Origin of the sequence: Dactylosporangium sp. NBC_01737 (assembly GCF_035963215.1) — a bacterium.
In the GTDB taxonomy this organism is placed as follows: domain Bacteria; phylum Actinomycetota; class Actinomycetes; order Mycobacteriales; family Micromonosporaceae; genus Dactylosporangium.
In genome coordinates, this window is sequence record NZ_CP109153.1 from 6,488,390 (window position 1) to 6,509,404 (window position 21,015).

Below are 21,015 nucleotides of genomic sequence, written 5' to 3' on the forward strand. Positions count from 1 at the left end.
CTCACACCGTCCGGTCGAGCACGACGAGGGAACGGTCCGGCACGACGAGGGTGCCGCCGGCCGTGTACGACACCCCGCCGCGGGCCGAGCCGGGCGCGGTCGCGATCACCAGCTCCCACTCCTTGCCGTAGTCCTGCTGCGGGATGACGAAGTCGACCGGCTCGTAGTGCGCGTTGAAGCACAGCAGGAACGAGTCGTCGACGTGCCGCTCGCCGTGCGAGCCGCGCTCGGTGATCGACTCGCCGTTGACGAACAGCATGAGGGCCTTGCCGAACTGGTTGTCCCAGTCCTCCTCGGTCATCTGCCGGCCGTCGGTGGCGAACCACGCCACGTCCGGGATCGGCGTGCCCTCCTGCCGGGCGACGGGCCGGCCGGTGAAGAACCGCCGCCGCCGGAACACCCGGTGTCGCTCCCGGAACGCGGCCAGGCCGCGGGTGAACGCGAGGAGCTGCTCGTCGACGCTGTCCCAGTCGATCCAGCTGATGTCGTTGTCCTGGCAGTACGCGTTGTTGTTGCCGCCCTGGGTGCGGCCCAGCTCGTCGCCGGCGCCCAGCATCGGCACGCCCTGGGACAGCATCAGCGTGGTGAGGAAGTTGCGCCGCTGCTTGGCCCGCAGCGCGTTGATCTCCGGGTCGTCGGTGGGGCCCTCCACGCCGCAGTTCCACGACCGGTTGTGGCTCTCACCGTCGCGGTTGTCCTCGGTGTTGGCCGCGTTGTGCTTCTCGTTGTAGGACACCAGGTCGTTGAGCGTGAACCCGTCGTGGCAGGTGACGAAGTTGATGCTGGCGAAGGGGCGGCGGCCGTCGTCCTGGTACAGGTCGGCCGAGCCGCAGATGCGCGACGCGAACTCGCTCAGCGTCGCCGGCTCCCCGCGCCAGAAGTCGCGGACCGTGTCGCGGAACTTGCCGTTCCACTCCGTCCACAGCGGCGGGAAGTTGCCGACCTGGTAGCCGCCGGGGCCGACGTCCCACGGCTCGGCGATCAGCTTCACCTGGTTGACCACCGGGTCCTGCTGCACGACCTCGAAGAACGTCGACAGGCGGTCGACCTCGTAGAACTCGCGGGCCAGGGTCGAGGCGAGGTCGAAGCGGAAACCGTCGACGCGCATCTCGGTCACCCAGTACCGCAGCGAGTCCATGATCAGCTGCAGGGTGTGCGGGTTGCGCACGTTGAGGCTGTTACCGGTGCCCGTGTAGTCGGTGTAGTAGCGGTTGTCGTCGTCCTCGAGCTTGTAGTAGTGGCCGTTGTCCAGGCCCTTGAAGCCGAGCGTGGGACCCAGGTGGTTGCCTTCGGCGGTGTGGTTGTAGACCACGTCGAGGATGACCTCGATGCCGGCCGCGTGCAGGGCCTTGACCATGCCGCGGAACTCCTGGACCTGCTGGCCGCGGTGCCTGCGGGCGTAGCCGTGGTACGGGGCGAAGAACCCGATCGTGTTGTAGCCCCAGTAGTTGGACAGCCCGAGCTCCACCAGGCGCTGGTCGTGCACGAAGTGGTGCACCGGCAGCAGCTCCAGCGCGGTGACGCCGAGCCGGCGCAGGTGCTCGATGATGGCCGGGTGGGCGATGCCGGCGTACGTGCCGCGCAGCTCCTCGGGCACCTCCGGGTGCCGCATCGTCAGGCCCTTCACGTGCGCCTCGTACACCACCGTGTGGTGGTACGGCACGCGCGGCGCGGCGTCGTTGGCCCAGTCGAAGTACGGGTTGACCACGACGGCCTTCGGCATGAACGGCGCGGAGTCGGCGGTGGACATCTGCTCGGGGTCGTTGAAGTCGTACCCGTAGACGGCCGGGTCCCAGGCGATGTCGCCGTCGATCGCCTTCGCGTACGGGTCCAGCAGCAGCTTGTGCGGGTTGCACCGCAACCCCCGCGCCGGGTCGTACTCGCCGTGCACGCGGAAACCGTAGCGCTGCCCCGGGTCGACGCCGGGCAGGTAGGCGTGCCAGACGAACGCGTCGACCTCCACGAGCTTGATGCGCTCCTCGACGTCGTTGTCGTCGAAGAGGCACAGTTCGACACTCGAGGCCACCTCGGAGAAGATCGCGAAGTTCGTGCCCTGCCCGTCGTACGTAGCACCCAACGGGTACCGGTTGCCCGGCCAAACCTGCATCTCAGCTCCTGCTCTATCGGCTGGCACCGGTGTACAACCGGGGCCGCGTTGCCACAGTGTTACGTGCGTCGAAAGTTCACGCGCGGGTACGCGTGAAGCTGGCTGCCATATGCCCGCTGCCATCAATAATGAATCGTGCGGGTGGGCCGGTCGGCTTTCCGACAGCGGCCCGGGACGAATCACACCGTGTTTTCGCCGTGGCGCGCGTTTCAAACAAGGGGGTTCGGATCATAGTTGGGCACATGCCCCCGGGATCGGTCATGACCTTCGGCCCCCATGTCTGCGGCTCGGCAGCAGGGTTCGAACACGAGTGGCTTGTCACCGACGGGACCGGCGGATTCGCGACCGGGACGGTCGCGGGTCTCCGCACACGCCGCTACCACGGCCTGCTCGTCACGCCGCAGCGACACCTGGCGCTCGCCGCCCTCGACCCCGTGCTCACCCTGCCCGGCGGTGCCGTCGTGCGCCTCGCCGTGCACGAGTGGGCGTCCGGCGCGGTCGACCCGTCCGGCCACCACCACCTCGAGCACTTCGAGCTGGCGGACGGGGTACCCCGATGGCGCTGGCGCATCGGCGAGGTCGTCGTCGAGCGCGAGCTCGCGATGACCCACGGCCGCAACAGCGTCGCCGTCGTGCACCGGCTCGTCGCCGCGCCCGCCGGGGCGTCGGTGGAGCTGGCGCTGACCGCGCTGTGCACGTGGCGGCACGCCGACGCCGAACGCGACCGGACGTCGCCGCAGCCGGTCGTGTCGCTCACCGGCGGCGGGTTCACCGTCGATGACGCCTACCGGGTCGACGGGCCGGACTTCCGGCCGATCGGGGAGTGGTATCTCGACGCGTACGCCCGCGAGGAGGCCGCCCGGGGACTCAACCCGGTCGAGGACCTGTGGGCCGCCGGGACGTTCCAGGCCACGCTCACCGTGGGCCAGACCCTGTCGGTGTCCGCCTGGTCGTTTGCCGCTGACGCGTCGCCTGCTGACGCGTCGCTTGCCGCTGCGTCGTTTGCCGCCGGGCCGTTTGCTGGTGCGTCGCTTGCCGGTGCGTCGTCTGCTGATGACGTCGCGCCGCCGGCGGCCACCGTCGTCGTCGCCGACGCCCGCCGCCGGGCCCGGAAGCTGCTGCGGACCGCGGCCGGCGCGGGCGCCCGCGACGCCGTCGACAAGGCCCTGGTCCTCGCCGCCGACACGTTCATCGTCACCTCGCCGGACGGGACCCCGGGCGTCGTGGCCGGGTATCCGTGGTTCGGCAGCTACCTGCGCGACACCATGACCGCGTACGAGGGGCTGTTCCTGGCCACCGGGCGGGTCGAGGAGGGCGCGCGGCTGCTGCGGGCGCACAGCGACCTGCCCGACCGGATGCGTGCCGCCGCCTCGGACGGCGCCTCCCTCGGTGACGCGGACGGGCCGCTGTGGTTCGTGCACGCCGCCGAGCGGCACGTCGCCCGGACCGGCGACGACGCCCTCGCCGCGGAGCTGCTGCCGGTGCTGGAGGGGGTGATCGCCGCGTACACCAAGGGCACCAGCGACGGCGTGCGCGTCGACCCCGCCGACGGCCTGCTGCTCATCGACGCCGACGAGTCCGGCCTGACCTGGATGAACGCCCGCCTGCCGCGCGGACCCGTCACCCCCCGCGACGGCAAACCCGTCGAGCTCAACGCCCTGTGGGCCAACGCCCTCGGCGCCGTCGGCGCGCTGCGGGAGCGCTGCGGCCGCGACGCCTCCGTCGTGCACGCCCGCCGCGACGCGGTGAAGGCGCAGGTGGTCAAGCGCTTCCGGGCGCCCGACGGCTGGCTCTTCGACGTGGTGGACGCCCGACCGGCCGCCTACCCGAAGGGCGGCGGCAGCATCCACGACGACGCGGTGCTGCGGCCCAACCAGCTCCTCGCGTTCAGCCTGCCGTACGCGCCGGGCGCCGACGAGACGCACCTGTGCTCGCGGGTCCTGCAGGCGGTCGGCTCGGCCCTGCTCACCTCGCTGGGGCTGCGCAGCCTCGCCCCGACCGAGTACGGCTACCACGGCGGCCACCGGGGTGGGGTGATCCCCAGGGACACCGCGTATCACCAGGGGACCGTGTGGGTGTGGTGGCTCGCCCCGTACGTCGAGGCGCGCATCGCCGCCCGCCTGCCGGTCGACGGGGTGCTCACCGCCGTCGAGGCGCACCTGGGCGAGTGCGGTCTCGGCTCCGTCAGCGAAATCGCGGAGGGTGACGCCCCTCACTGCCCGACGGGCGCCCCGTTCTCCGCCCGCTCGGTCGCCGCCGTGCTCCACGCGAGAGCCGTGATCAGGGAGAACCACAAGTTGCAAACCGCATCTTCCGGGAAGACCGGAAAGATGAAATTGGCCCGCGAAGCTGCTCCGCGCAAGCGCCGGAACGCGCTACGGTGACAGTCGGCGACGAGAGGTATCCGCTATGCGCGTATTGATGATCGCCTGGGAATTCCAACGTCCGTCGACTGATGATGCTCCCCGAGGGCGCATCGCCGCCCTGTCCGCAGCCCTGGTCGCCGCGGGCCACGCGGTCACCGTCGTGACCCGCCATGACGCTGCCGCGGCCGCCGTTGCCGTCGTCGACGGTGTCCGGGTCGTGCGGGCGGAGCCGCTGACCGGCGCCGTGTCCGGCGGTGCACTCGGCCAGACCATGGCCGTCAACCACCTCCTGGCCGAGGCCGCCAAGCGCACCATGCCCGCCGAGGGCTACGACGTCATCCACGCCCACGACTGGCTCGTCACCCATGCCGCGGTCACCCTCAAGGAGGCGCTCGGCCTGCCGTTCGTCGCCTCGATGCAGGCCACCGAGGCCGGCCGGCACCAGGGCTACCTCCCCGGCGAGGCCAGCCGCAGCGTGCACTCCGTCGAGTGGTGGCTCGGCTCCGAGGCCTGCCGGGTGATCGTCCCGACCGCCTACCTGGGCTGGGAGGTCCAGCACCTCTTCGACGTCCCCGCCGAGCGCGTCGACGTCGTGCCCAACGGCATCGACCCCGACATGTGGACCGCCACCGCCCGCGAGGTCCTCGCCGCCCGGCTCCGTTTCGCCGGCGAAGGCCCGCTGCTCGTCTACGCGGGCCGGCTCATCGCCGAGAAGGGCGTCCAGGACCTCCTCGAGGCCCTCCCCGCCATCCGTGACCGGCACCCGGGCACCCGCGCCGTCGTCGCCGGTGACGGCGACTACCGGGCCGCCCTCATCGAGGAGGCCCGCAAGCGCAAGCTGCACCGCGCCGTCAGCTTCCCCGGCCACCTCGACCAGCGCACCCTCGCCGCGGTCCTCGCCGCCGCCGATGCGTTCGTCATGCCCAGCCGATACGAGGCGACCGGCACCGTCGCCCTGGAGGCCGCCGCGTCGGGTGCCGCCCTGGTCGTCGCGTCCACCGGCGGCCTCGCCTCCATCGTGGAGCACGGCGTCACCGGCGTCCGCTTCCCGGTCGGCGAGCCCGACGGCCTCGCCGACGCCGTCAACGCGCTGCTGCAGGACCCGATGTTCGCGCAGAACCTCGCGTCGAAGGCCCGGCAGATGGTCCGCGACCGCCACTCGTGGCAGGCGACCGCGCGCCGCACCGCCGCCGTCTACGCCGACGCGGTCGCCACCGCACCCGCGTTCGAGGCCCGGCGCCAGGCCACGCTGCTGGGCAACGGCATGCCCGTCGTCTTCGTCCCGCCCGGCAACCTGCTCGCCGACCCACCGACCGTCCCCGTCGGCGAACGCCCGGCGCTGCTGGTCCGCGCCGCCGCCGAGGAGGCCGCCTGGCAGGCCGGCGCGTCCGCGGCCCGCGAGGCGATCCGCACCGAGGGCGCACTCTGGCTGGACGCCGCCGAGCGTGAGGCCGCCGACCGTGCGGAGGCCGCCCGCGCCGCCGCAGCCCCGTTCGACGTCGTCATGGCCGCCGTGGAACGCCGCTGATCCCAGCACCCGCTCATGGCGTGCCGCTCAGGTGTGGATCGCCAGCCACTCCTGCAGCGGCGCGCATGAGCGCAGGAACGTCACCACGTGCGTCTTCGCCTTCGCGGTGCCCAGCCACGGGCGCAGCTCGAACTGGTGCCAGGCGATCAGCCCCTTGTGCCGCAGCAGGTCCGCGCGGGGATGCTCGCGCGGGAAGCCCCGCGGGACGGACTTCAGCTGCTCGTGCGACGTCACCGACGTGCCCCGCGCCTCGAGGTCGGCGACGATCGACTCCAGTGGCACGCCGCTGGAGTCGTCCGCGACCGCCTGGCGGAACTTCGCCAGGCGCGGGGAGTCCATCATGTACGCGCCGGCGCCGGCCGCGAGACCGGCGGCGGTCAGCTGGATGTAGCCGCCGCGTTCGAAGGACGCCGCGCACGAGGTCTTGTACGGGGACTTGTCCGCGCTGAAGCGGACGTCGCGATACGGGCGGAAGATCTTCGCCGGGCCGAACTCCGGTTCGAGCTCGGCGAGCAGCTCCGCCATCGGCGCGCGGACCATGTCGTCGTAGACAGCCTTGTGCGCCGTCCAGTACGTCTTGGAGTTGTCCGCCTCGAGGCCGTCGTAGAAGTCGAGGGCCTCGGCGGGCCAGCCACGGAACGCCACGCCCCGCAGTCTACGTGGACAGCACGAGATGGGCGTTGGCGCGCAGGTGTGACACCAGGGCCGGCGGCGCCGAGGACGGGGAGCCGGCCGTGAACGGGGGGCGCGGGTCGTACTCGGTGGCGAGCTGGATCGACTGGGCGACGGCGGGGCCGGCGACGGCGGCGGCGAGGGTGAGCGCCAGGTCGATGCCGGCCGAGACGCCGGCGCCGGTGACGTACTTGCCGTCCTGCACGACGCGCTCGGCCACGGGGGTGACGTCGTACGCGGTGAGCCGGTCCAGGGCGAGCCAGTGCGACGTGGCGGTCCGGCCGCGCAGCAGGCCCGCGGCGGCGAGGATGAGCGACCCGGTGCACACCGACGTCGTCCAGGTGGTGCCGGGGTCGATGGCGCGCAGCCAGTCGTGCAGGGCCGTGTCCGAGGTCTGCGCGCGGATGTCGGGGCCGCCGGGGACGAGGACGAGGTCCGGGGCGGCGCAGTCGGCGAGCGCCCGGTCGGCGACGAGGGTCAGCGCGCCGGTGTCGGTGCGGACCGGGCCCGCCGTCACACCGGCGAACGTGACGCGGGCACCGGGGAGGCGGGAGAGGATCTCGTACGGGCCGATCGCGTCCAGCGCGGTCATCCCCTCGTACACCACGAAGATCATCTGCATGAGAAACGCTCCTTGTAGTCGGTCGGGGTGACACCGAGGGTCCGGACGAACGCGCGGCGCATGGCCTCGCTGGTGCCGTAGCCGCAGGCGCGGGCGGCCTCCTCGACGAATGCGCCCTCCTCGAGGTGCCGGCGGGCGGTCTCCAGGCGGACCCGGTCGACGTAGCGGCCCGGCGGGGTGCCGACCTCGGCCGCGAACGCCCGGCTGAACTGCCGCGGCGACAGGTTGGCGAGCCGGGCGAGAGCGTCGACGGTGAGGTCGCCGGACGGGTGCTCGGCGATGTGCCGCTGGATCTCCCGCAGCGGGTCCCGGCTCGCGACCTGCGCCTCCAGCTGCGCGCTGAACTGCCGCTGCCCGCCGGGCCGCCGGACGAACATCACCAGGTGCCGGGCGATCTCCAGGGCGACGTCGCGGCCGTGATCCTCCTCGACGACGGCGAGCGCCAGGTCGATGCCGGCGGTGACACCCGCCGACGTCCACACCTCGCCGTCGCGGACGAAGATCGGCTCGGTGTCGACCGTGACCAGCGGGAAGCGGCGGGCGAGCGTGCGGGTGTGCCGCCAGTGGGTCGTGGCGCGCCGCCCGTCGAGGAGGCCGGCCTCGGCGAGCAGGAACGCGCCGGTGCACACCGACGCGACCCGCCGGGCGCCCGGCGCGCCGGCGCGCAGCCAGTCGACCAGGCGCGGGTCGCTCGCGCGGGTGCCGGCGCCGCCCGGGACGATCAGCAGGTCGGGCGGGCCTTCACCGGTCAGGTCGACGTCGGGGAGCAGGCGCAGCCCGCTGGAGGTGCGGACCGCAAGCCCGCCGATGCTGCCGGTGTGGATGGTGTACGACCCGGGCCTGGCCAGTGCGGCACCGGCGAACACCTCGACGGGTCCCGTGACGTCGAGGCTCTGCACCCCGTCGTAGAGGGCGACGAGGACCCGCTGCGCTGCCATGCGTCCGATCCTCGCCGCGGCCCGCCGGTGTCCGCAACGACGCGTATCCCACCTTTCCTGCCATGGGCGGGGCACGTCTTCCTGCCATGGGGCCGGGAGCGTCTTCGTGCCACGGGCCGGGCACGGAAACGCCGGTCGACCGGGGTGGTCGACCGGCGTGCGGTCTGTGGTGCGCTGGGGTGCTGGTGGGGTCAGCCGGCGCGGCGGCGGGCCCTGCGCATCGCGAGCTCGTCGCCACCGGTCGCGGCGAAGTCGTCGGCGGACGCCGGGACCTCCTCGGCGGGGGTGGCCGCCTCGGCAGGCAGGTGCGACAGCGTGCCCTCGATCTCCTTGAACGCGCCGGAGATGGCGATGCCGAACACGCCCTGGCCGCCCTGGAGCAGGTCGACGACCTCTTCGGGGGAGCGGCACTCGTAGACGGTGGTCCCGTCGGAGATCAGGGTGATGCCGGCCAGATCGGCGACACCGCGGGAGCGCAGCGTCTCGATCGCCTTGCGGATGTTCTGCAGCGACACCCCGGCGTCCAGGAGGCGCTTGACCACCTTCAGCACGACGATGTCGCGGAACGAGTAGAGCCGCTGGCTGCCGGAGCCCGCCGCGTCGCGCACGCTCGGCACGACCAGGCCCGTGCGGGCCCAGTAGTCGAGCTGGCGGTAGCTGATCCCGGCGGCGTGGCAGGCGGTCGGACCGCGGTAACCGACGTCGTCGGAATTGACGAAAGCACTCACCGAAACGGTGTCAGCAGCATGACCGGGTATCCCGGGATCGGGCGGCTGTTGCATTGCACCCACCTCCAGCGTCAACACCCGCAACCCTATAGCGCACCTTGAGGGTCAGCGGGGAGGTAACGCCGCGACACGCCGCGTGTCGGTGCGCCGAATTTTCCGCGCGTCGCCACTGTGACCGTTTGTCCCGATATGGGGCGTGATCGCGGTGGGCGGACCTACCCGGCGAAATCCTCCGGGCGGACCTGCTCGAGGAACTCGCGGAACTTCTCCACCTCGTCCTCCTGCTCGTCCGGGATGACGATCGCGGCCTCGGTGAGCACCTGGTCCGCGCAGCGGATCGGCGCGCCGACGCGCAACGCCAGCGCGATCGAGTCACTCGGCCGGGCGGAGACCCGCACGTTGTCGCCGATGACCAGCTCGGCGTAGAAGATGTTGTCCCGCATCTCGACGATCTCGACCGCCTTGAGCGGGGCCTTGAGCGCCGCCAGCATGTCGCGCATCAGGTCATGGGTGAGCGGGCGAGCCGGCTTGACCCCCTGCTGCTCATAGGCGATCGCGGTCGCCTCCACCGCACCGATCCAGATCGGCAGGTAGCGGTCGCCGTCGACCTCCTTGAGCAACACGATGGGCTGATTGGTAGGCAGCTCCACGCGAACACCGACCACATTCAGCTCTCGCACTGCCCGCCTCCGTGTCGACTTGCCACTCCCTGCACGGTACACGGGCGGAGGGGCGGTCGTGCCACTCGCGCCACCGCTCAAGTGCGCTCAGTGGCGAAGATCGCTCCGGTCGAGGGTGTCTGGGAGGGTTTCCAGCCCGGCCCGGGCGGTCGCGCGGGCGGTCATTTCCCCAGGATCTCCCGCAGACCGGCACGTACCAGCGCGGCGTGCACCCGCTGGGTCAGCGCGGCCAGCTCGTGGACCGTGTCGGCGGCCCGCGCCCGCGACGCCGGGCCGCTCTGCCGGGTCATCGGCGTCACCAGCTGACTGAACAGACCGATCTCGCGGTCCGCTGCGGCCCGGTAGGCGCGCAGGTGGCGTGGCTCGACCCCGAACTCGGCCAGCCGCGCCGCCGCCGTGGCGACCTCCAGGGCGTCGGCGTCGTAGCCACCGCCCGGGCGGGGCCGCAGCAGCCCGTGCTCCTCCAGCGCGCGCAGCGTGGCGTCGCTCAGGCCGGCCTTGTCGAGCAGCTCGTCGCGGTTGAGCCGTACCTCGGCCGGCGCCTCGGCGGGCACGGAGGACTGCGACACGTCGGTCAGCGGATCGCCCATCGCGGCGAGATGCTCGCGGATCACGCGCAGCGGCAGATACTGGTCGCGCTGGGCGGTCAGCACGTAGCGCAGCCGCGAGATGTCGGTCCAGGTGTACTTGCGATACCCGGCCGGCGTCCGCCGTGGCTCCACGAGACCCTCGGTCTCCAGGAACCGCAGCTTGGAGATGGTCACGTCGGGGAAGTCGGCACGCAGCTGTGCGAGCACTTCGCCGATGCTCATCAGGCGCTCGCCCCGGGCAGCGCTCTGAGGACCGCCACGGTTGGCTCCGTCGCGGTCCTGCGGTGTGTCCCAGGCGGCTGCCGACGCCCCCGTCATCGCCTCAGCTCTCGTCGGGGCGCGGTCCTGCCACGAACACGAGGCGGAACTTGCCGATCTGGACCTCGTCGCCGTTGCTGAGGGTCGCGGCCTCGACCCGCTCGCGGTTGACATAGGTGCCGTTGAGACTGCCCACGTCGCGGACCGTGAACGTGCCACCTTCGCGGTGGAACTCGGCGTGGCGACGAGACACCGTGACGTCGTCGAGGAAGATGTCACTGTCGGGGTGACGGCCGCTGGTCGTCACGTCGTGGTCGAGCAGGAAGCGCGCGCCGGCGTTGGGGCCGCGGCGCACGGCCAGCAGCGCCGTGCCCGGCGGGAGCGATCCCGACACGCGGGTGGGAACCACGTCGTCGTCCGGCCCGGCGATGGCATCCTCAATGGCGCCAAGGTTGAGCGTGGACGTGACGTCGAGCGGGGGGAACTCGTCGTCTGGGCGCGTCATGGAACCACCTCACGGTCGACTTCTGCGGTGTCCTCCGATGCGACAGGCCGATGCATACGGTTGACTGAGCGAGCCTAGTCACGCCCGAAATCATGGGTCAACCAGACGCGCGGCAGCGTATTGCCGTAATTCCTGTCGAGGGTCGTCGGACTTTGTCTTCTGGTGCTCGTCGCGTTTCCGCTTGCCGTGCTCAGCCGGCCGATTCGCGGTCAGCCGCTGCCGGTCAGCTGATTTCCGGCCAGCTGATTTCTGTTCAGCTGTTCTCGGTCAGCTCCCGATACGCAGCGGCGTCGAGCAGCGCCTCGACCGCCGCCGGGTCGTCGGCCTTGAGCTCGACGAGCCAGCCCGCGCCATACGGGTCGGAGTTGAGCACCTCGGGCGTGGCGTCCAGCGCCGAGTTGACCGCGACGACCTCACCCGACACCGGCGCGTAGATCTCCGACACGCTCTTGGTGGACTCGACCTCGCCGAACGAGTCGCCCGCCTTCACGGTCGCGCCGACCTCGGGCAGCTGCACGAACACGATGTCGCCCAGTGCCTCCTGGGCGAAATCGGTGATGCCGACCTTGAAGGCGCCGGCGTCGGCCGGTGCGAGCCACTCGTGCTCCGCCGTGTAGCGCAGATCCTCGGGAATCACGTCGGTCCTTCTTTGTCAGGCGGGCTTTGCATACTTCAACTCACCGGCAGTGTGCAACGCGGTCACGCGCACGGGATCCGCTTCGCGCACCAAGACCGTACCGCCGTGCTGTCGCACGCTGTCCACCACCCCTCCAGGGATGTTCAACGCGGTGCGCATGGTGTCCGGTCCGCCGATGACCATGATCGTATACGGTGCGGCCAGACTCAGCCCCGCGACCACCAGCCGATCGTTGTCCCCGTCGGCGAAGTACGTGGCCGCCACGATCCGCACCGTGCCGCCGTCGTGCCCGTTGATCTGCATCGCCTCGGCCCCGGCGCCCCGCAGCTCCTCGACCGCGTCGAGGATCACCTCCGCCTTCACCTTCTCCGTGCCGGGCGTGATCTCGATGGACAGCCCCGGCCCCTCCGCCGGCAACGTCCCGGCCAGAATGCCCAGCTCGTCGGCGCGTTTCCGGGCCTCGGCCAGCGCGGCGTCCCGCCCCTGCGCCCCGGAGTCGAGCTGCCGCCGGGTGTCCTCCAGATCGCTGATCTCCCGCCGCAGCCGGTCCTGCTGCGCGTCGAGGTCCGACAGGATGCGCACCAGATCCTCGGGCCGCGCGGAGGCGAGCTCGGCGTCGGAGTTGCTCGCCTTGAACTGCACCGAGATCGCAAACCCGAGCAACGCCACCAGCAACGCGATGACGACCCCCGTCCCGCCCCGCTTCCCCGCCCGTGCCGGGGGAGCGTCGCCGTCGGGTTCGCCGCCTGTGGTGTCGCCGGCCGTGTCACCACCGACGGGGGCATCGTCCGCGGCCGGCTCACCCGACTTTTCCACCTCGCTGGTGGCCGTTTCACCCGACTCTCCGGCCACGGTGGCGGGTGGCTCACCCGAGCCTCCCGCCTTGCCGGTGGCCGGCTCGCCCGACCCTCCCGCCTCGGTGACGGGTGCTTCACCCGAACCTTTCGCCTTGCTGGTGGCCGGTTCGCCTGACTCTCTCGCCTCGGTGGTGGCCGGTTCGCCCGAGCCTGTCGCCTCGGTGGTGGGCGGTTCGCCCGAGGCTGTCGCCTCGGTGGTGAGCGCCTCGACGGCGGCCGACTCGCGCGGCGCTCCCGCCTCGCCAGCGGCCCCAACCTTGCCGGACATTTCGGAAATGTCGCCTGAAAGAGGGGCGGCGCGGGGAGAGGGACGGCGCCGACGGGGAGCCGTGCCGTCCGCGTCCGGTGTCGGGCCCGCGGCCGCCGTGCCGTCCGCGTCCGGGGCCGGGCCCGCTGCTGCCGTGCCGTCTCCGTCTGGGGCCGGGCCCGCTGCTGCCGTGCCGTCCACGCCGCCGCTGTCGTCCGGGGCAGGGGTGGCGGTCACGCGCGGAAGAGGTGTCGGCGGATGGCGGCGGCATTGCCGAAGATGCGCACGCCCAGGACGACCACGACGCCGGTGGAGAGCTGGCCGCCGACGCCGAGCTGGTCGCCCAGGTACACGATGAGCGCGGCGACCAGCACGTTCGACACGAACGAGATGACGAACTGCTTGTCGTCGAAGATGCCGTCGAGCTTGGCCCGGACGCCGCCGAACACGGCGTCGAGGGCGGCCACGACGGCGATGGGCAGGTACGGCTGCAGGCCCAGCGGCACGGTCGGCTCGAGGAAGATCCCCGCCGCGACCCCGATGGCGAGTGCGATCACCGCGATCACCGGCGACCTCCAGAGGGTGAGGCCGTCGCCGAGGGTGAGGGCGACGGCGGGTGGGCGTAGCGCAGCGGTGGTTCGGGGGCGGCGGCCAGGACGAGGCCTTTGCGGGCCTTCACGCCGAACTGCATGCGGTAGTTCTCCACGTACCGGCGGAAGCGTTTCGCGGTGGCGGAGGAGGAGAAGCTGTCGGCGAGGCCGGGCGGGCCGATGGCGGCGACCTCGTAGGGGCTGGTCACGGGCTTGAAGTCGACGAGGATCACCCCGCCGGCGGCGCGGATCGTGCTGGTGGCGGTGAGGCGCTGGCCGTTGACGGCGATGGCCTCGGCGCCCTCCTGGAACAGGCCGTTGGCGACGTCCTGCAGGTCGCGGTCCAGCACGATGCCGAGGTTCTCCTCCTCGGTCTTGCCGGTGACCGGGTCGACCTGCGGCGGGGCATCCACGACGCGGACCACGACGCCGTCGCCGGTGACCCTGCCGGTGCCGGTACGGGCGGCGAGCCCCCGCAGCGACGCGGCGCCGGACGCGTCGGCGAGGGCGTCGTCGCGGGCCTGGTCGACCTGGGTGCGCAGCGCATCGACCTGGCGTTGCAGGTCCTCGGCGGTGCGTTGCCGGGAGCGGACGTCGGCCACCAGGTCGTCGCGGGCCCGGCTCGCCGAAGGCGCCTCGGCCACCGCCTGGTGGTACGCCACTGCCAGCAGGAAACCGACGGCGGCCAGGGTGACCGCGCGGGCGGCCCGCCCCCACCGTGGCGGCGGCGCACCGGTCCGGGCGCGGCGGGCGGCGGCCTGCGCGTAACCGGGGTCCAGCGGCGTGCGGAACAGGTCGCCGAGCAGGTCGTCGCGGCGAGCGAAGGTCACGAGGCGTCGGAGGCTTGCAGCCGGCCGGCCCGTACGTGGATCGCGGCCTGGATGAAGTAGAAGACGGCGGCGACCCAGTACAGGACGATGCCCCACCACAGCAGGGCCCAGCCGCTCGGCAGCGCCCACCAGCGGGCCGCGTCGCTGAACTTCGCCAGGAGCATCATGGGGAAGCCCATGAGCAGCACCGCGGTGGCGGTCTTGCCGACGTAGTGCACCGGCGGCGGGCCGTGGCCGAGGACGCGCAGGACGACCAGGCACAGGATCATGACCGCTTCGCGGGCCAGCAGCGCGATGGTGAACCACCACGGCACGACGTCCTTGAACGTCAGCGCGAACAGGGTCGCCAGGATGTACAGACGGTCGGCGAGGGGGTCCAGCAGCTCGCCGAGGCGGCTGACCTGCTTGAGGCGGCGGGCGGCGAAGCCGTCGACCCAGTCGCTGAGCCCGCCGACGACGAGCACGACGACCGCCCAGCCGGTGGCGTCGGTGGCGAGGAAGAGATACAGGAAGAGCGGCACGCCCAGCAGGCGGGTGAAACTGATCAGGTTCGGCACGGTGAGCACCGGGCCGAGGCCCTGACGCTGCGTGCCTTCGTCGCGGTCCACCGTCCGCCCGCTTTCCCCGATCAGCTGTACGACGCCCGGAATGCTAGCAGCTCACGATCGTGTCCTCGCGCAGGCACGGCGCACAGTGCGAGGATCGTGCGATGGCGCAGGCTTCCGGGGTACGCATCGGCTGGGACGACCTGCCGGAGTCGGTTCACGCGGCGGTCGCCGCCATCCTCGGCGGGCCGGTGGTGGAGGCGGTGTCGCAGGTCGGCGGGTTCTCGCCCGGCACCGCGGACAGGGTCCGGCTGGCCGACGGCTCGCGGGCGTTCGTGAAGGCGGTCAGCGCCGCGCAGAACGAGCACAGCGTGGAGCTGCACCGCACCGAGGCCCGGGTCACCGCGGCGCTGCCCGCCGACGTGCCCGCCCCGCGGCTGCTCGGGTTCCACGACGACGGCACGTGGGTGGCGCTGGTGTTCGCCGACGTGGAGGGCCGGCAGCCCCACGTACCGTGGCAGGACGACGAGGTGACGGCCGTCCTCGACGCGCTGCAGCGTCTCGCGGTCCCGGTGTCCGGGCTGCCGACGCTGCCGTCGCTGCTGGCCGGGAACTTCGCCGGGTGGCGGCGGCTGGCGGCGGACCCGCCGGTGTCGCTCGATCCGTGGGCGGCGTCCAACCTGGACCTGCTCGTCGAGCTCGCCGACCGCGGCGCGGAGGCCCTCGCGGGGGACCGCCTCGTCCATGTCGACATCCGCGCGGACAACCTGCTCATCCGGCCGGACGGTTCGGTCATGGTCGTCGACTGGCCGGCCGCGGCCGTGGGCGCGCCCTGGTTCGACACGCTCTCGCTGCTGCTCAACATCCGGTTGTACGGCGGTGAGATCTCCGACTCGGTCCTCGACGTGTTCGAGCCCGACCCCGCGGACGTGACGGCGGTGGTCGCGGGGCTGGCGGCGTTCTTCACCGACCGGGCCCGCGAGCCCGACCCGCCGGGCCTGCCGACCCTGCGCCGCTTCCAGCAGGACCAGGCCGACGTGATGCTGCCGTGGCTGCGCGCCCGCCTGGACGCCGGCCTGTCGTAGCCGCCGCGGCGCGGCACTGACCGCGGTGGCCCGCAGGTCGCCGGCGCGCATCACCGGCGTCGGCGACCTGCCGCGCCCCGCCTGACTACTCGGGGCGGTCCTCCTCGCGCCGGCGCAACTCCTCCTCGCGGCGGCGCAGGTCGGCCTCCCACTTGCTGAACATCTCTTCGTCGTCGCGGCGCGTCCGGGCGATCTCGCGCAGGAACGCGGGGTCGTCGTCCGGTGCCATGGCACGCGGCCGCTCCCGCTCGGGGAAGCCGCTGCCGGGCCGCCACGTCCCGCCGGCACGCACCGCCTGCGGGCGCCCGGCGACGTACCAGGCGATCCACCCGATCGGGGAGAACAGCAGGATGATGAACACCCACGCGACCTTCGGCAGGTTGCGCACCCGGTCCTCGTCGGAGGACAGGCAGTCGATCAGCGCGACGACCAACATCACCAGGTCGACGAGGAACAGCAGTCCATAGAGGCGAATCACGCGGAAATGATGACAGCCCCCGCCGTCCTTGTCTGTCCCCGTCGATGGGACGATCCCCGTCCGTGGAACCCGTGACCCCTGCCGCGTCCCCTGCCGCGTCCCTTGCCTCGTCCCTTGCCTCGTCCATTGCCGCCCGCTGCCGTCTGAGCGGCACGTTCGTGCTGCGTTCCGGCCGGACCGCGACCGAGTACTTCGACAAGTACCAGTTCGAGGCCGACCCGGTCCTGCTCGACGCGGTCGGCGCCGGCCTCACCCCGCTGGTCCCGCCCGGCACCGAGGTCCTCGCCGGCCTGGAGATGGGCGGCATCGCCGTCGTCGTCGCGCTCGCCCGGCACGCGGGCCTGCCGTGCGCGTTCGTCCGCAAGGCCGCGAAGCCGTACGGCACCCGCCGCCTCGCCGAGGGCGCCGACCTCACCGGCCGCCGGGTCCTGCTGGTCGAGGACGTCGTCACCTCCGGCGGCCAGATCGCCGTCTCCGCCGCCGAACTGCGGTCGGCCGGCGCCGTCGTCGAGCACGCGGTGTGCGTCATCGACCGCCAGGAGGGCGGCGCGGAGGCCCTCGCCGCGGACGGCATCACCCTGCACGCGCTGCTGACCCGCGCGCAGCTCGACGCCGCCTGACCGGGACCGGTCAGACGATCCCCGGGTGCCGCGACATGATGTCCTCGGCGGCGGCCCACACGGTCGCAAGGTGCTCCCCGGCGGCCGCGGCCCGCTCAAGCAGGTCCGCGGCCGTGTGGATGCCGAGGTCGGCCGGCAGCGCCGCGAACGCCTCCCGCGTTGCGGCGGGTGCGTCGTCGCCGAGGATGACGTGGCAGCGCGCGTGGGCCGCGTCCACGTCCGACCCGGCATCGAGTTCGGCGTCGCCGGGCCGCCCGGCGGTCGAGCCGATGAGATACGCGCCGACATGACCGTCGCGGCCGCGGGCGTGCCGCTGGACCCAGTCGACGGCCACGTGCCAGGCGTCGGCGATCTTCACCGGCCGGCTAGATCGTGGATTCGGCGGCGATGGTGGTGTCGGTGCCGTGGCCGGTGTGCACGACGGTGTCGCGGGGGAGGGTCAGCAGGCGGGTGCGGATCGACTCGAGGATCGTCGGCTTGTCCGAGTACGAGCGGCCGGTGGCGCCTGGGCCGCCCTGGAAGAGGGTGTCGCCGGTGAAGACGACGCCGAGGGCCGGGGCGGACAGGCAGACGGCGCCGGGGCTGTGGCCGGGGGTGTGCAGGACGGTCAGGTCGGTGCCGGCGACGCTGATGACCTGGCCGTCGGCGAGGGACGCGGACGGCTCCAGGTCGGGGTGGCGCATGTGCCACAGCGGCAGGTCCTCGGGGTGCAGCAGGATCGGCGCGCCGGTGCGCAGCGCCACCTCCGGGGCGGCGTCGATGTGGTCGTCGTGGCCGTGGGTGCAGATGATCGCGAGCAGGTGGCGGGAGCCGAGGGCGTGCAGGATCGCGGCGGCGTCGTGGGCGGCGTCGATGACGACGGCTTCGGCGTCGTCGCCGACGATCCAGACGTTGTTGTCGACGTCGAACGTCTCGCCGTCCAGCGAGAACGTCCCCGAGGTCACCAGTCGTTCGATACGCGCCATACGTCCAAGCTTAGAGACCTGGGAACTTCCCGTTGCGGAACAGGTCGACGAAGATCTGGTGGTCGGCGCGGGCGCGGGCGCCGTAGGAGTGGGCGAAGTCGACGAGCGAGGCGGCGAACCCTTCCTCGTCCCGGGAGATCGCGGCGACGATCGCCTCCTCGGTGGAGAAGTCGACGAGGTCGTGGGTGGACTCGTCGTCGGCCACCGAGTGCATCCGGGCGGTCGCGCGGCCGAGGTACTCCACGACGCTGGTGAGGTCGGCGAGCTCGTTGACGTCGCTCCAGTCCAGGTCCGCCGCGTACGGTGACACCTCTGCGACGACCTGACCGACGCCGCGCAGTTGCGTGTAGCCGGCCCACGCGTCGGCGTGCGCCTGGAGGGCCCGCTGCGACTCGCTGGTGCGGTGGCCTTGGTGCTTGAAGTACGCCTTCACCTTCGGGTCGGTGATCCAGCGCGACACGGCAGGGGTCTGGCCCTGCTTCATGTAGATGATGACGTCGTTCTCCAGGGCCTGGGTGTGGCCTTCGAGGAGCACGTTGTAGGACGGCAGGCCGGCCGAGCCGATGCCGACGCCCTTGCGCATCACCACGTCCTTGATGGTGTACCGCTCGGTGCGGGTCCCGTCCCACGACGGCAGCGTCGGCAGGTACGCGTCGAACGCGGCCTCGACCTCGGCGCGGGTCGGCGCGTCGACGAGGTACACGCCGTCGCTCATCGCGAAGCGGCGGTCGTAGTCCTCGATCACGGTCTGCTCGTCGAGCAGGCCGACGCGGGTGTTGAGCCGGGCCCGCTGCAGCACGTCGCGCAGCACGCCGTCGGTGGTGTCCAGGGTCAGCGACCCGATGGCCTCCTCGCCGCCGGCGGCGATCGCGCGCAGCTCCGCCACGTACGTGCGGGCGTAGCCGGCGACCAGGTCACCGATGACGGTGTCGGACAGCGCCTTCGCGTAGCCGATGAGCGCGATGCTCGCCGCGAAGCGCTTCAGGTCCCAGATGAACGGCCCGACGTACGCCTCGTCGAAGTCGTTGACGTTGAACACGAGGATGCCCTCGGAGTTGAGATACGTGCCGAAGTTCTCGGCGTGCAGGTCGCCGTGGATCCACACGCCGGAGGTGCGCTCGTCGAGGAACGGGTCGGCGACGCCGTTGAGGTCGGCGTAGTAGACGCAGGCGCTGCCCCGGTAGAACGCGAACGGCGTGGCGGCCATCTTGCGGAACTTGCGGCGGAACGCGGCGGGGTCCTGGGCCATCAGCTCGCCGAACTCGGTGACGAGCACGTCGACCAGCTGATCGGCCCGCTGCTGGGAGTCAACCATTGATCAACCGTATGCACACGTGGGCGTCCGCGACCGCACATTGGCGCAATCACGACAGGCGGCGTGCGCCGGCCGGCGGGCGCCTGGCTGTCAGGGTCGCCGTTTCGGACCGTTCGGCGGTCAGCCGGCCGGGTCAGCCTGCTCTACGCTGCCGATCTTGTGACCGTCGTGTCGATGCCGTGCGTCCGCTGCGGCCAGCCCGGCTACGCCTCCGGCGCCGATGCGCTGTGCGCCACCCACGGCGGGGTCCCGGACGCCGCCGCGGTCGAGGCGATCGTGGCCGCGGGCGGCCCGTCGCCGCTGTGGCAGGTCCTCACCGCAGGGTTCGCCGCGCTCGGCGTCGCGCACGTCGCCCTGCAGGCCATGAACATCTGGGCGCTGCGGCGCGCCGACGCCGTCATCGACGACGTGGCCACGCTGTCGCGCACCGAGGTCGCCGACGCGCTGCGTCTCACCTCGGCCACCGGTCCGCTCGCCCGTGACGGGCTGTGGGTCTACCTCACGCTGTTCCTGCTCTGGTTGCTGATGATCGGGGCCGTCGCCACCCGGCTCGGCTTCGACCGGCGCACCGTCCTGCGCCACTGGACGATCCTGGTGTGGCGCGTCGCCCTCGTGCCGACGCTGGTGTTCGCGCTCCTGGCCGGGCACTCGGACCCCGCCGACTGGGCCGCCGTGCGGGCCGTCAACCAGAACGCGATCGCCTTCTCCGCCACGCACATCCTGACCACGGCGCTGCTGGTCGGCTACACGACCGTCGTCTGGCGCCGCCTGCGGCCGGTGCCGCTGCCCGAGCTGGTGTGACCCCCGGGGCTCAGGAGGGGGGCGGCTGCTGCATCCACCACTCGGTGAACTGCCTGCACTGCCCCACCGTGTCGAGCCGGATCAGCCACAGGTTGCTGTAGATCCTGGTGGGATACGTGGTCACGCCCTGGATGATGCTGAGCTCCGGCCCGACCGTCACCGGATGCCACGTGAACGTCGTCTCGCCCGGCTTGTCCCGCCGCGCCAGCCACTGCTGCACGATCGTCGCCCGTCCCCGCCAGGGCTCCTCGAACGGTGCCGGGTAATACGCCGCGTCCTCCGCGAAGAGATCCCCGATCTCGGCGGGATCGTTGCTGCTCCACGCCCGCACGTAGCCCGAAACCCAGTCGGTCACAGCCTCCAGATCCGTCATCCCACCTTCCTACTCCTTCCACGTTTCCGCCGCGTCGCGACCGGGCGAACACGACGATGCGCAGCGATCCCACCGCGGTGTGCGGTGCCGTGCTCAGCGGTGCCGTGCTCAGCGGTGCCGTGCTCAGCGGTGCCGTGCTCAGCGGTGCGGTGCGAGGCCGAGCCGGTAGCGCTGTTCGAGGCGGCCGGTGCGCGGGTGCGGTGCGGCGTCGCCGGACGGGATCCAGCCGAGCTCCTCGTACAGGTTGACCGCCCGGGGATTGTCCAGGTAGACGTCCAGCTCGCCGTGGGTGAACCCGGCGGCGGCGAGGACGCCCGGCAGGGCCAGCATCAGCTGCCGGCCGACGCCGCCGCCCCAGCTGCCGGGCCGCACCGCCAGGTAGCGGACCTCGGCCGTCGACCCGTCCGCGGACACGGGCTCGACCGCCGCGAAGCCCACGACCCGATCGCTCGCGTCGAGCGCGACGACCAGCAGCGACCTTGGTGAACGCTCGATCACCCGCTGGATGAGCGGGCGGGCGAGGCTCAGCGGAGCGACCTCTGCCTCGCCGTCGCGGGCCGCGGTGGCCTCGGCCCAGATGGTGGCGGCCTCGTCGAGGTGTTCCCGATCCCCGGCCACCCGGATGTGCACCGTCGTCATCGGCGCAGTCTGCCGCCGCGGGCGCGGGGCAGCGACCGA

At 72.2% G+C, this 21,015-nt stretch carries 24 protein-coding genes and 1 pseudogene; 6 read left to right on the forward strand and 19 right to left on the reverse strand.

What is annotated here, in order from left to right:
- Position 1: 1 nt before the first annotated feature.
- Positions 2–2,107, reverse strand: coding sequence for a glycogen debranching protein GlgX (gene glgX / locus OHA72_RS29270; protein ID WP_327011003.1), 2,106 nt, complete (start codon positions 2,105–2,107; stop codon positions 2–4).
- 242 nt (positions 2,108–2,349) lie between these two features.
- Here glgX and OHA72_RS29275 point away from each other — a divergent pair, with 242 nt between their 5' ends.
- A complete protein-coding gene (locus OHA72_RS29275; RefSeq protein WP_327011004.1) occupies positions 2,350–4,491 on the forward strand; it encodes an amylo-alpha-1,6-glucosidase in 2,142 nt (713 codons plus the stop codon).
- Positions 4,492–4,528: 37 nt separating this feature from the next.
- A complete protein-coding gene (locus tag OHA72_RS29280) occupies positions 4,529–6,001 on the forward strand; it encodes a glycosyltransferase family 4 protein (protein ID WP_327011005.1) in 1,473 nt (490 codons plus the stop codon).
- Positions 6,002–6,028: 27 nt separating this feature from the next.
- Here the strand turns inward: OHA72_RS29280 and OHA72_RS29285 are convergent, their stop codons facing one another.
- From OHA72_RS29285 to OHA72_RS29340, 12 genes are all read right to left on the reverse strand, one after another.
- Positions 6,029–6,646 carry a DUF2461 domain-containing protein gene (locus tag OHA72_RS29285; protein WP_327011006.1) on the reverse strand — a complete coding sequence of 206 codons (618 nt, stop codon included), beginning with the start codon at positions 6,644–6,646 and terminating at the stop codon, positions 6,029–6,031.
- Between the two features lie 10 nt (positions 6,647–6,656).
- Positions 6,657–7,295 carry a DJ-1/PfpI family protein gene (locus OHA72_RS29290; protein ID WP_327011007.1) on the reverse strand — a complete coding sequence of 213 codons (639 nt, stop codon included), beginning with the start codon at positions 7,293–7,295 and terminating at the stop codon, positions 6,657–6,659.
- Positions 7,286–8,233: a GlxA family transcriptional regulator gene (locus OHA72_RS29295; protein WP_327011008.1), complete on the reverse strand. Its 948-nt coding sequence runs from the start codon at positions 8,231–8,233 to the stop codon at positions 7,286–7,288. Before OHA72_RS29295 ends, OHA72_RS29290 begins: the two co-directional genes overlap by 10 nt.
- A gap of 191 nt (positions 8,234–8,424) precedes the next feature.
- On the reverse strand, positions 8,425–9,015 hold the full coding sequence (locus OHA72_RS29300) for a MerR family transcriptional regulator (RefSeq protein WP_327011009.1): 591 nt from the start codon (positions 9,013–9,015) through the stop codon (positions 8,425–8,427).
- 161 nt (positions 9,016–9,176) lie between these two features.
- A complete protein-coding gene (locus tag OHA72_RS29305; protein WP_033358824.1) occupies positions 9,177–9,641 on the reverse strand; it encodes a bifunctional nuclease family protein in 465 nt (154 codons plus the stop codon).
- Positions 9,642–9,802: 161 nt separating this feature from the next.
- On the reverse strand, positions 9,803–10,453 hold the full coding sequence (ftsR, locus tag OHA72_RS29310) for a transcriptional regulator FtsR (protein WP_327011010.1): 651 nt from the start codon (positions 10,451–10,453) through the stop codon (positions 9,803–9,805).
- Positions 10,454–10,553: 100 nt separating this feature from the next.
- Complete coding sequence (odhI, locus tag OHA72_RS29315; protein ID WP_033358822.1) at positions 10,554–10,994, reverse strand: oxoglutarate dehydrogenase inhibitor Odhl; 441 nt, start codon at positions 10,992–10,994, stop codon at positions 10,554–10,556.
- 253 nt (positions 10,995–11,247) lie between these two features.
- Complete coding sequence (gcvH, locus tag OHA72_RS29320; RefSeq protein WP_327011011.1) at positions 11,248–11,631, reverse strand: glycine cleavage system protein GcvH; 384 nt, start codon at positions 11,629–11,631, stop codon at positions 11,248–11,250.
- A 15-nt stretch (positions 11,632–11,646) separates the two neighbouring features.
- Positions 11,647–12,972 (reverse strand): DUF881 domain-containing protein, encoded by a 1,326-nt coding sequence (locus OHA72_RS29325; protein WP_327011012.1) that lies wholly within the window; start codon positions 12,970–12,972, stop codon positions 11,647–11,649.
- The gene (locus OHA72_RS29330) at positions 12,969–13,301 is read right to left on the reverse strand and encodes a small basic family protein (protein ID WP_203846448.1); all 333 of its coding nucleotides are present in this window, start codon (positions 13,299–13,301) and stop codon (positions 12,969–12,971) included. Before OHA72_RS29330 ends, OHA72_RS29325 begins: the two co-directional genes overlap by 4 nt.
- Complete coding sequence (locus OHA72_RS29335; protein ID WP_327011013.1) at positions 13,298–14,155, reverse strand: DUF881 domain-containing protein; 858 nt, start codon at positions 14,153–14,155, stop codon at positions 13,298–13,300. The genes OHA72_RS29330 and OHA72_RS29335 overlap by 4 nt, the downstream gene beginning before the upstream one ends.
- Positions 14,152–14,763 (reverse strand): cardiolipin synthase ClsA, encoded by a 612-nt coding sequence (locus tag OHA72_RS29340; RefSeq protein WP_327011014.1) that lies wholly within the window; start codon positions 14,761–14,763, stop codon positions 14,152–14,154. Before OHA72_RS29340 ends, OHA72_RS29335 begins: the two co-directional genes overlap by 4 nt.
- Positions 14,764–14,864: 101 nt before the next feature.
- Here OHA72_RS29340 and OHA72_RS29345 point away from each other — a divergent pair, with 101 nt between their 5' ends.
- Entirely contained in the window at positions 14,865–15,785 is a 921-nt protein-coding gene (locus OHA72_RS29345) for a phosphotransferase family protein (protein ID WP_327011015.1), read from the forward strand.
- Positions 15,786–15,870: 85 nt separating this feature from the next.
- Here the strand turns inward: OHA72_RS29345 and OHA72_RS29350 are convergent, their stop codons facing one another.
- On the reverse strand, positions 15,871–16,221 hold the full coding sequence (locus OHA72_RS29350) for a PLD nuclease N-terminal domain-containing protein (protein WP_442788751.1): 351 nt from the start codon (positions 16,219–16,221) through the stop codon (positions 15,871–15,873).
- A gap of 104 nt (positions 16,222–16,325) precedes the next feature.
- Here OHA72_RS29350 and OHA72_RS29355 point away from each other — a divergent pair, with 104 nt between their 5' ends.
- Positions 16,326–16,883 carry an orotate phosphoribosyltransferase gene (locus tag OHA72_RS29355; RefSeq protein WP_442788691.1) on the forward strand — a complete coding sequence of 186 codons (558 nt, stop codon included), beginning with the start codon at positions 16,326–16,328 and terminating at the stop codon, positions 16,881–16,883.
- Positions 16,884–16,893: 10 nt separating this feature from the next.
- Here OHA72_RS29355 and OHA72_RS29360 read toward each other — a convergent pair whose 3' ends face one another.
- The 3 genes from OHA72_RS29360 to OHA72_RS29370 are packed head-to-tail and all read right to left on the reverse strand — an operon-like array spanning position 16,894 to position 19,163.
- A complete protein-coding gene (locus OHA72_RS29360; RefSeq protein ID WP_327011017.1) occupies positions 16,894–17,241 on the reverse strand; it encodes a hypothetical protein in 348 nt (115 codons plus the stop codon).
- Positions 17,242–17,248: 7 nt separating this feature from the next.
- Complete coding sequence (locus OHA72_RS29365) at positions 17,249–17,848, reverse strand: MBL fold metallo-hydrolase (RefSeq protein WP_327011018.1); 600 nt, start codon at positions 17,846–17,848, stop codon at positions 17,249–17,251.
- A gap of 10 nt (positions 17,849–17,858) precedes the next feature.
- Positions 17,859–19,163, reverse strand: coding sequence for a DUF2252 domain-containing protein (locus OHA72_RS29370; RefSeq protein ID WP_327011019.1), 1,305 nt, complete (start codon positions 19,161–19,163; stop codon positions 17,859–17,861).
- Between the two features lie 174 nt (positions 19,164–19,337).
- Here OHA72_RS29370 and OHA72_RS29375 point away from each other — a divergent pair, with 174 nt between their 5' ends.
- Positions 19,338–19,964, forward strand: coding sequence for a hypothetical protein (locus OHA72_RS29375; protein ID WP_327011020.1), 627 nt, complete (start codon positions 19,338–19,340; stop codon positions 19,962–19,964).
- Between the two features lie 10 nt (positions 19,965–19,974).
- Here OHA72_RS29375 and OHA72_RS29380 read toward each other — a convergent pair whose 3' ends face one another.
- Positions 19,975–20,337: a YybH family protein gene (locus tag OHA72_RS29380; RefSeq protein ID WP_327011021.1), complete on the reverse strand. Its 363-nt coding sequence runs from the start codon at positions 20,335–20,337 to the stop codon at positions 19,975–19,977.
- Between the two features lie 56 nt (positions 20,338–20,393).
- On the opposite strand from OHA72_RS29380, the pseudogene OHA72_RS64925 reads away from it, so the two are divergent.
- Positions 20,394–20,456, forward strand: a pseudogene (locus OHA72_RS64925) (hypothetical protein); the annotation flags it as partial.
- Between the two features lie 19 nt (positions 20,457–20,475).
- On the opposite strand, the gene OHA72_RS29385 reads toward OHA72_RS64925, so the two are convergent.
- The gene (locus OHA72_RS29385) at positions 20,476–20,976 is read right to left on the reverse strand and encodes a GNAT family N-acetyltransferase (RefSeq protein WP_327011022.1); all 501 of its coding nucleotides are present in this window, start codon (positions 20,974–20,976) and stop codon (positions 20,476–20,478) included.
- Positions 20,977–21,015: the final 39 nt, after the last annotated feature.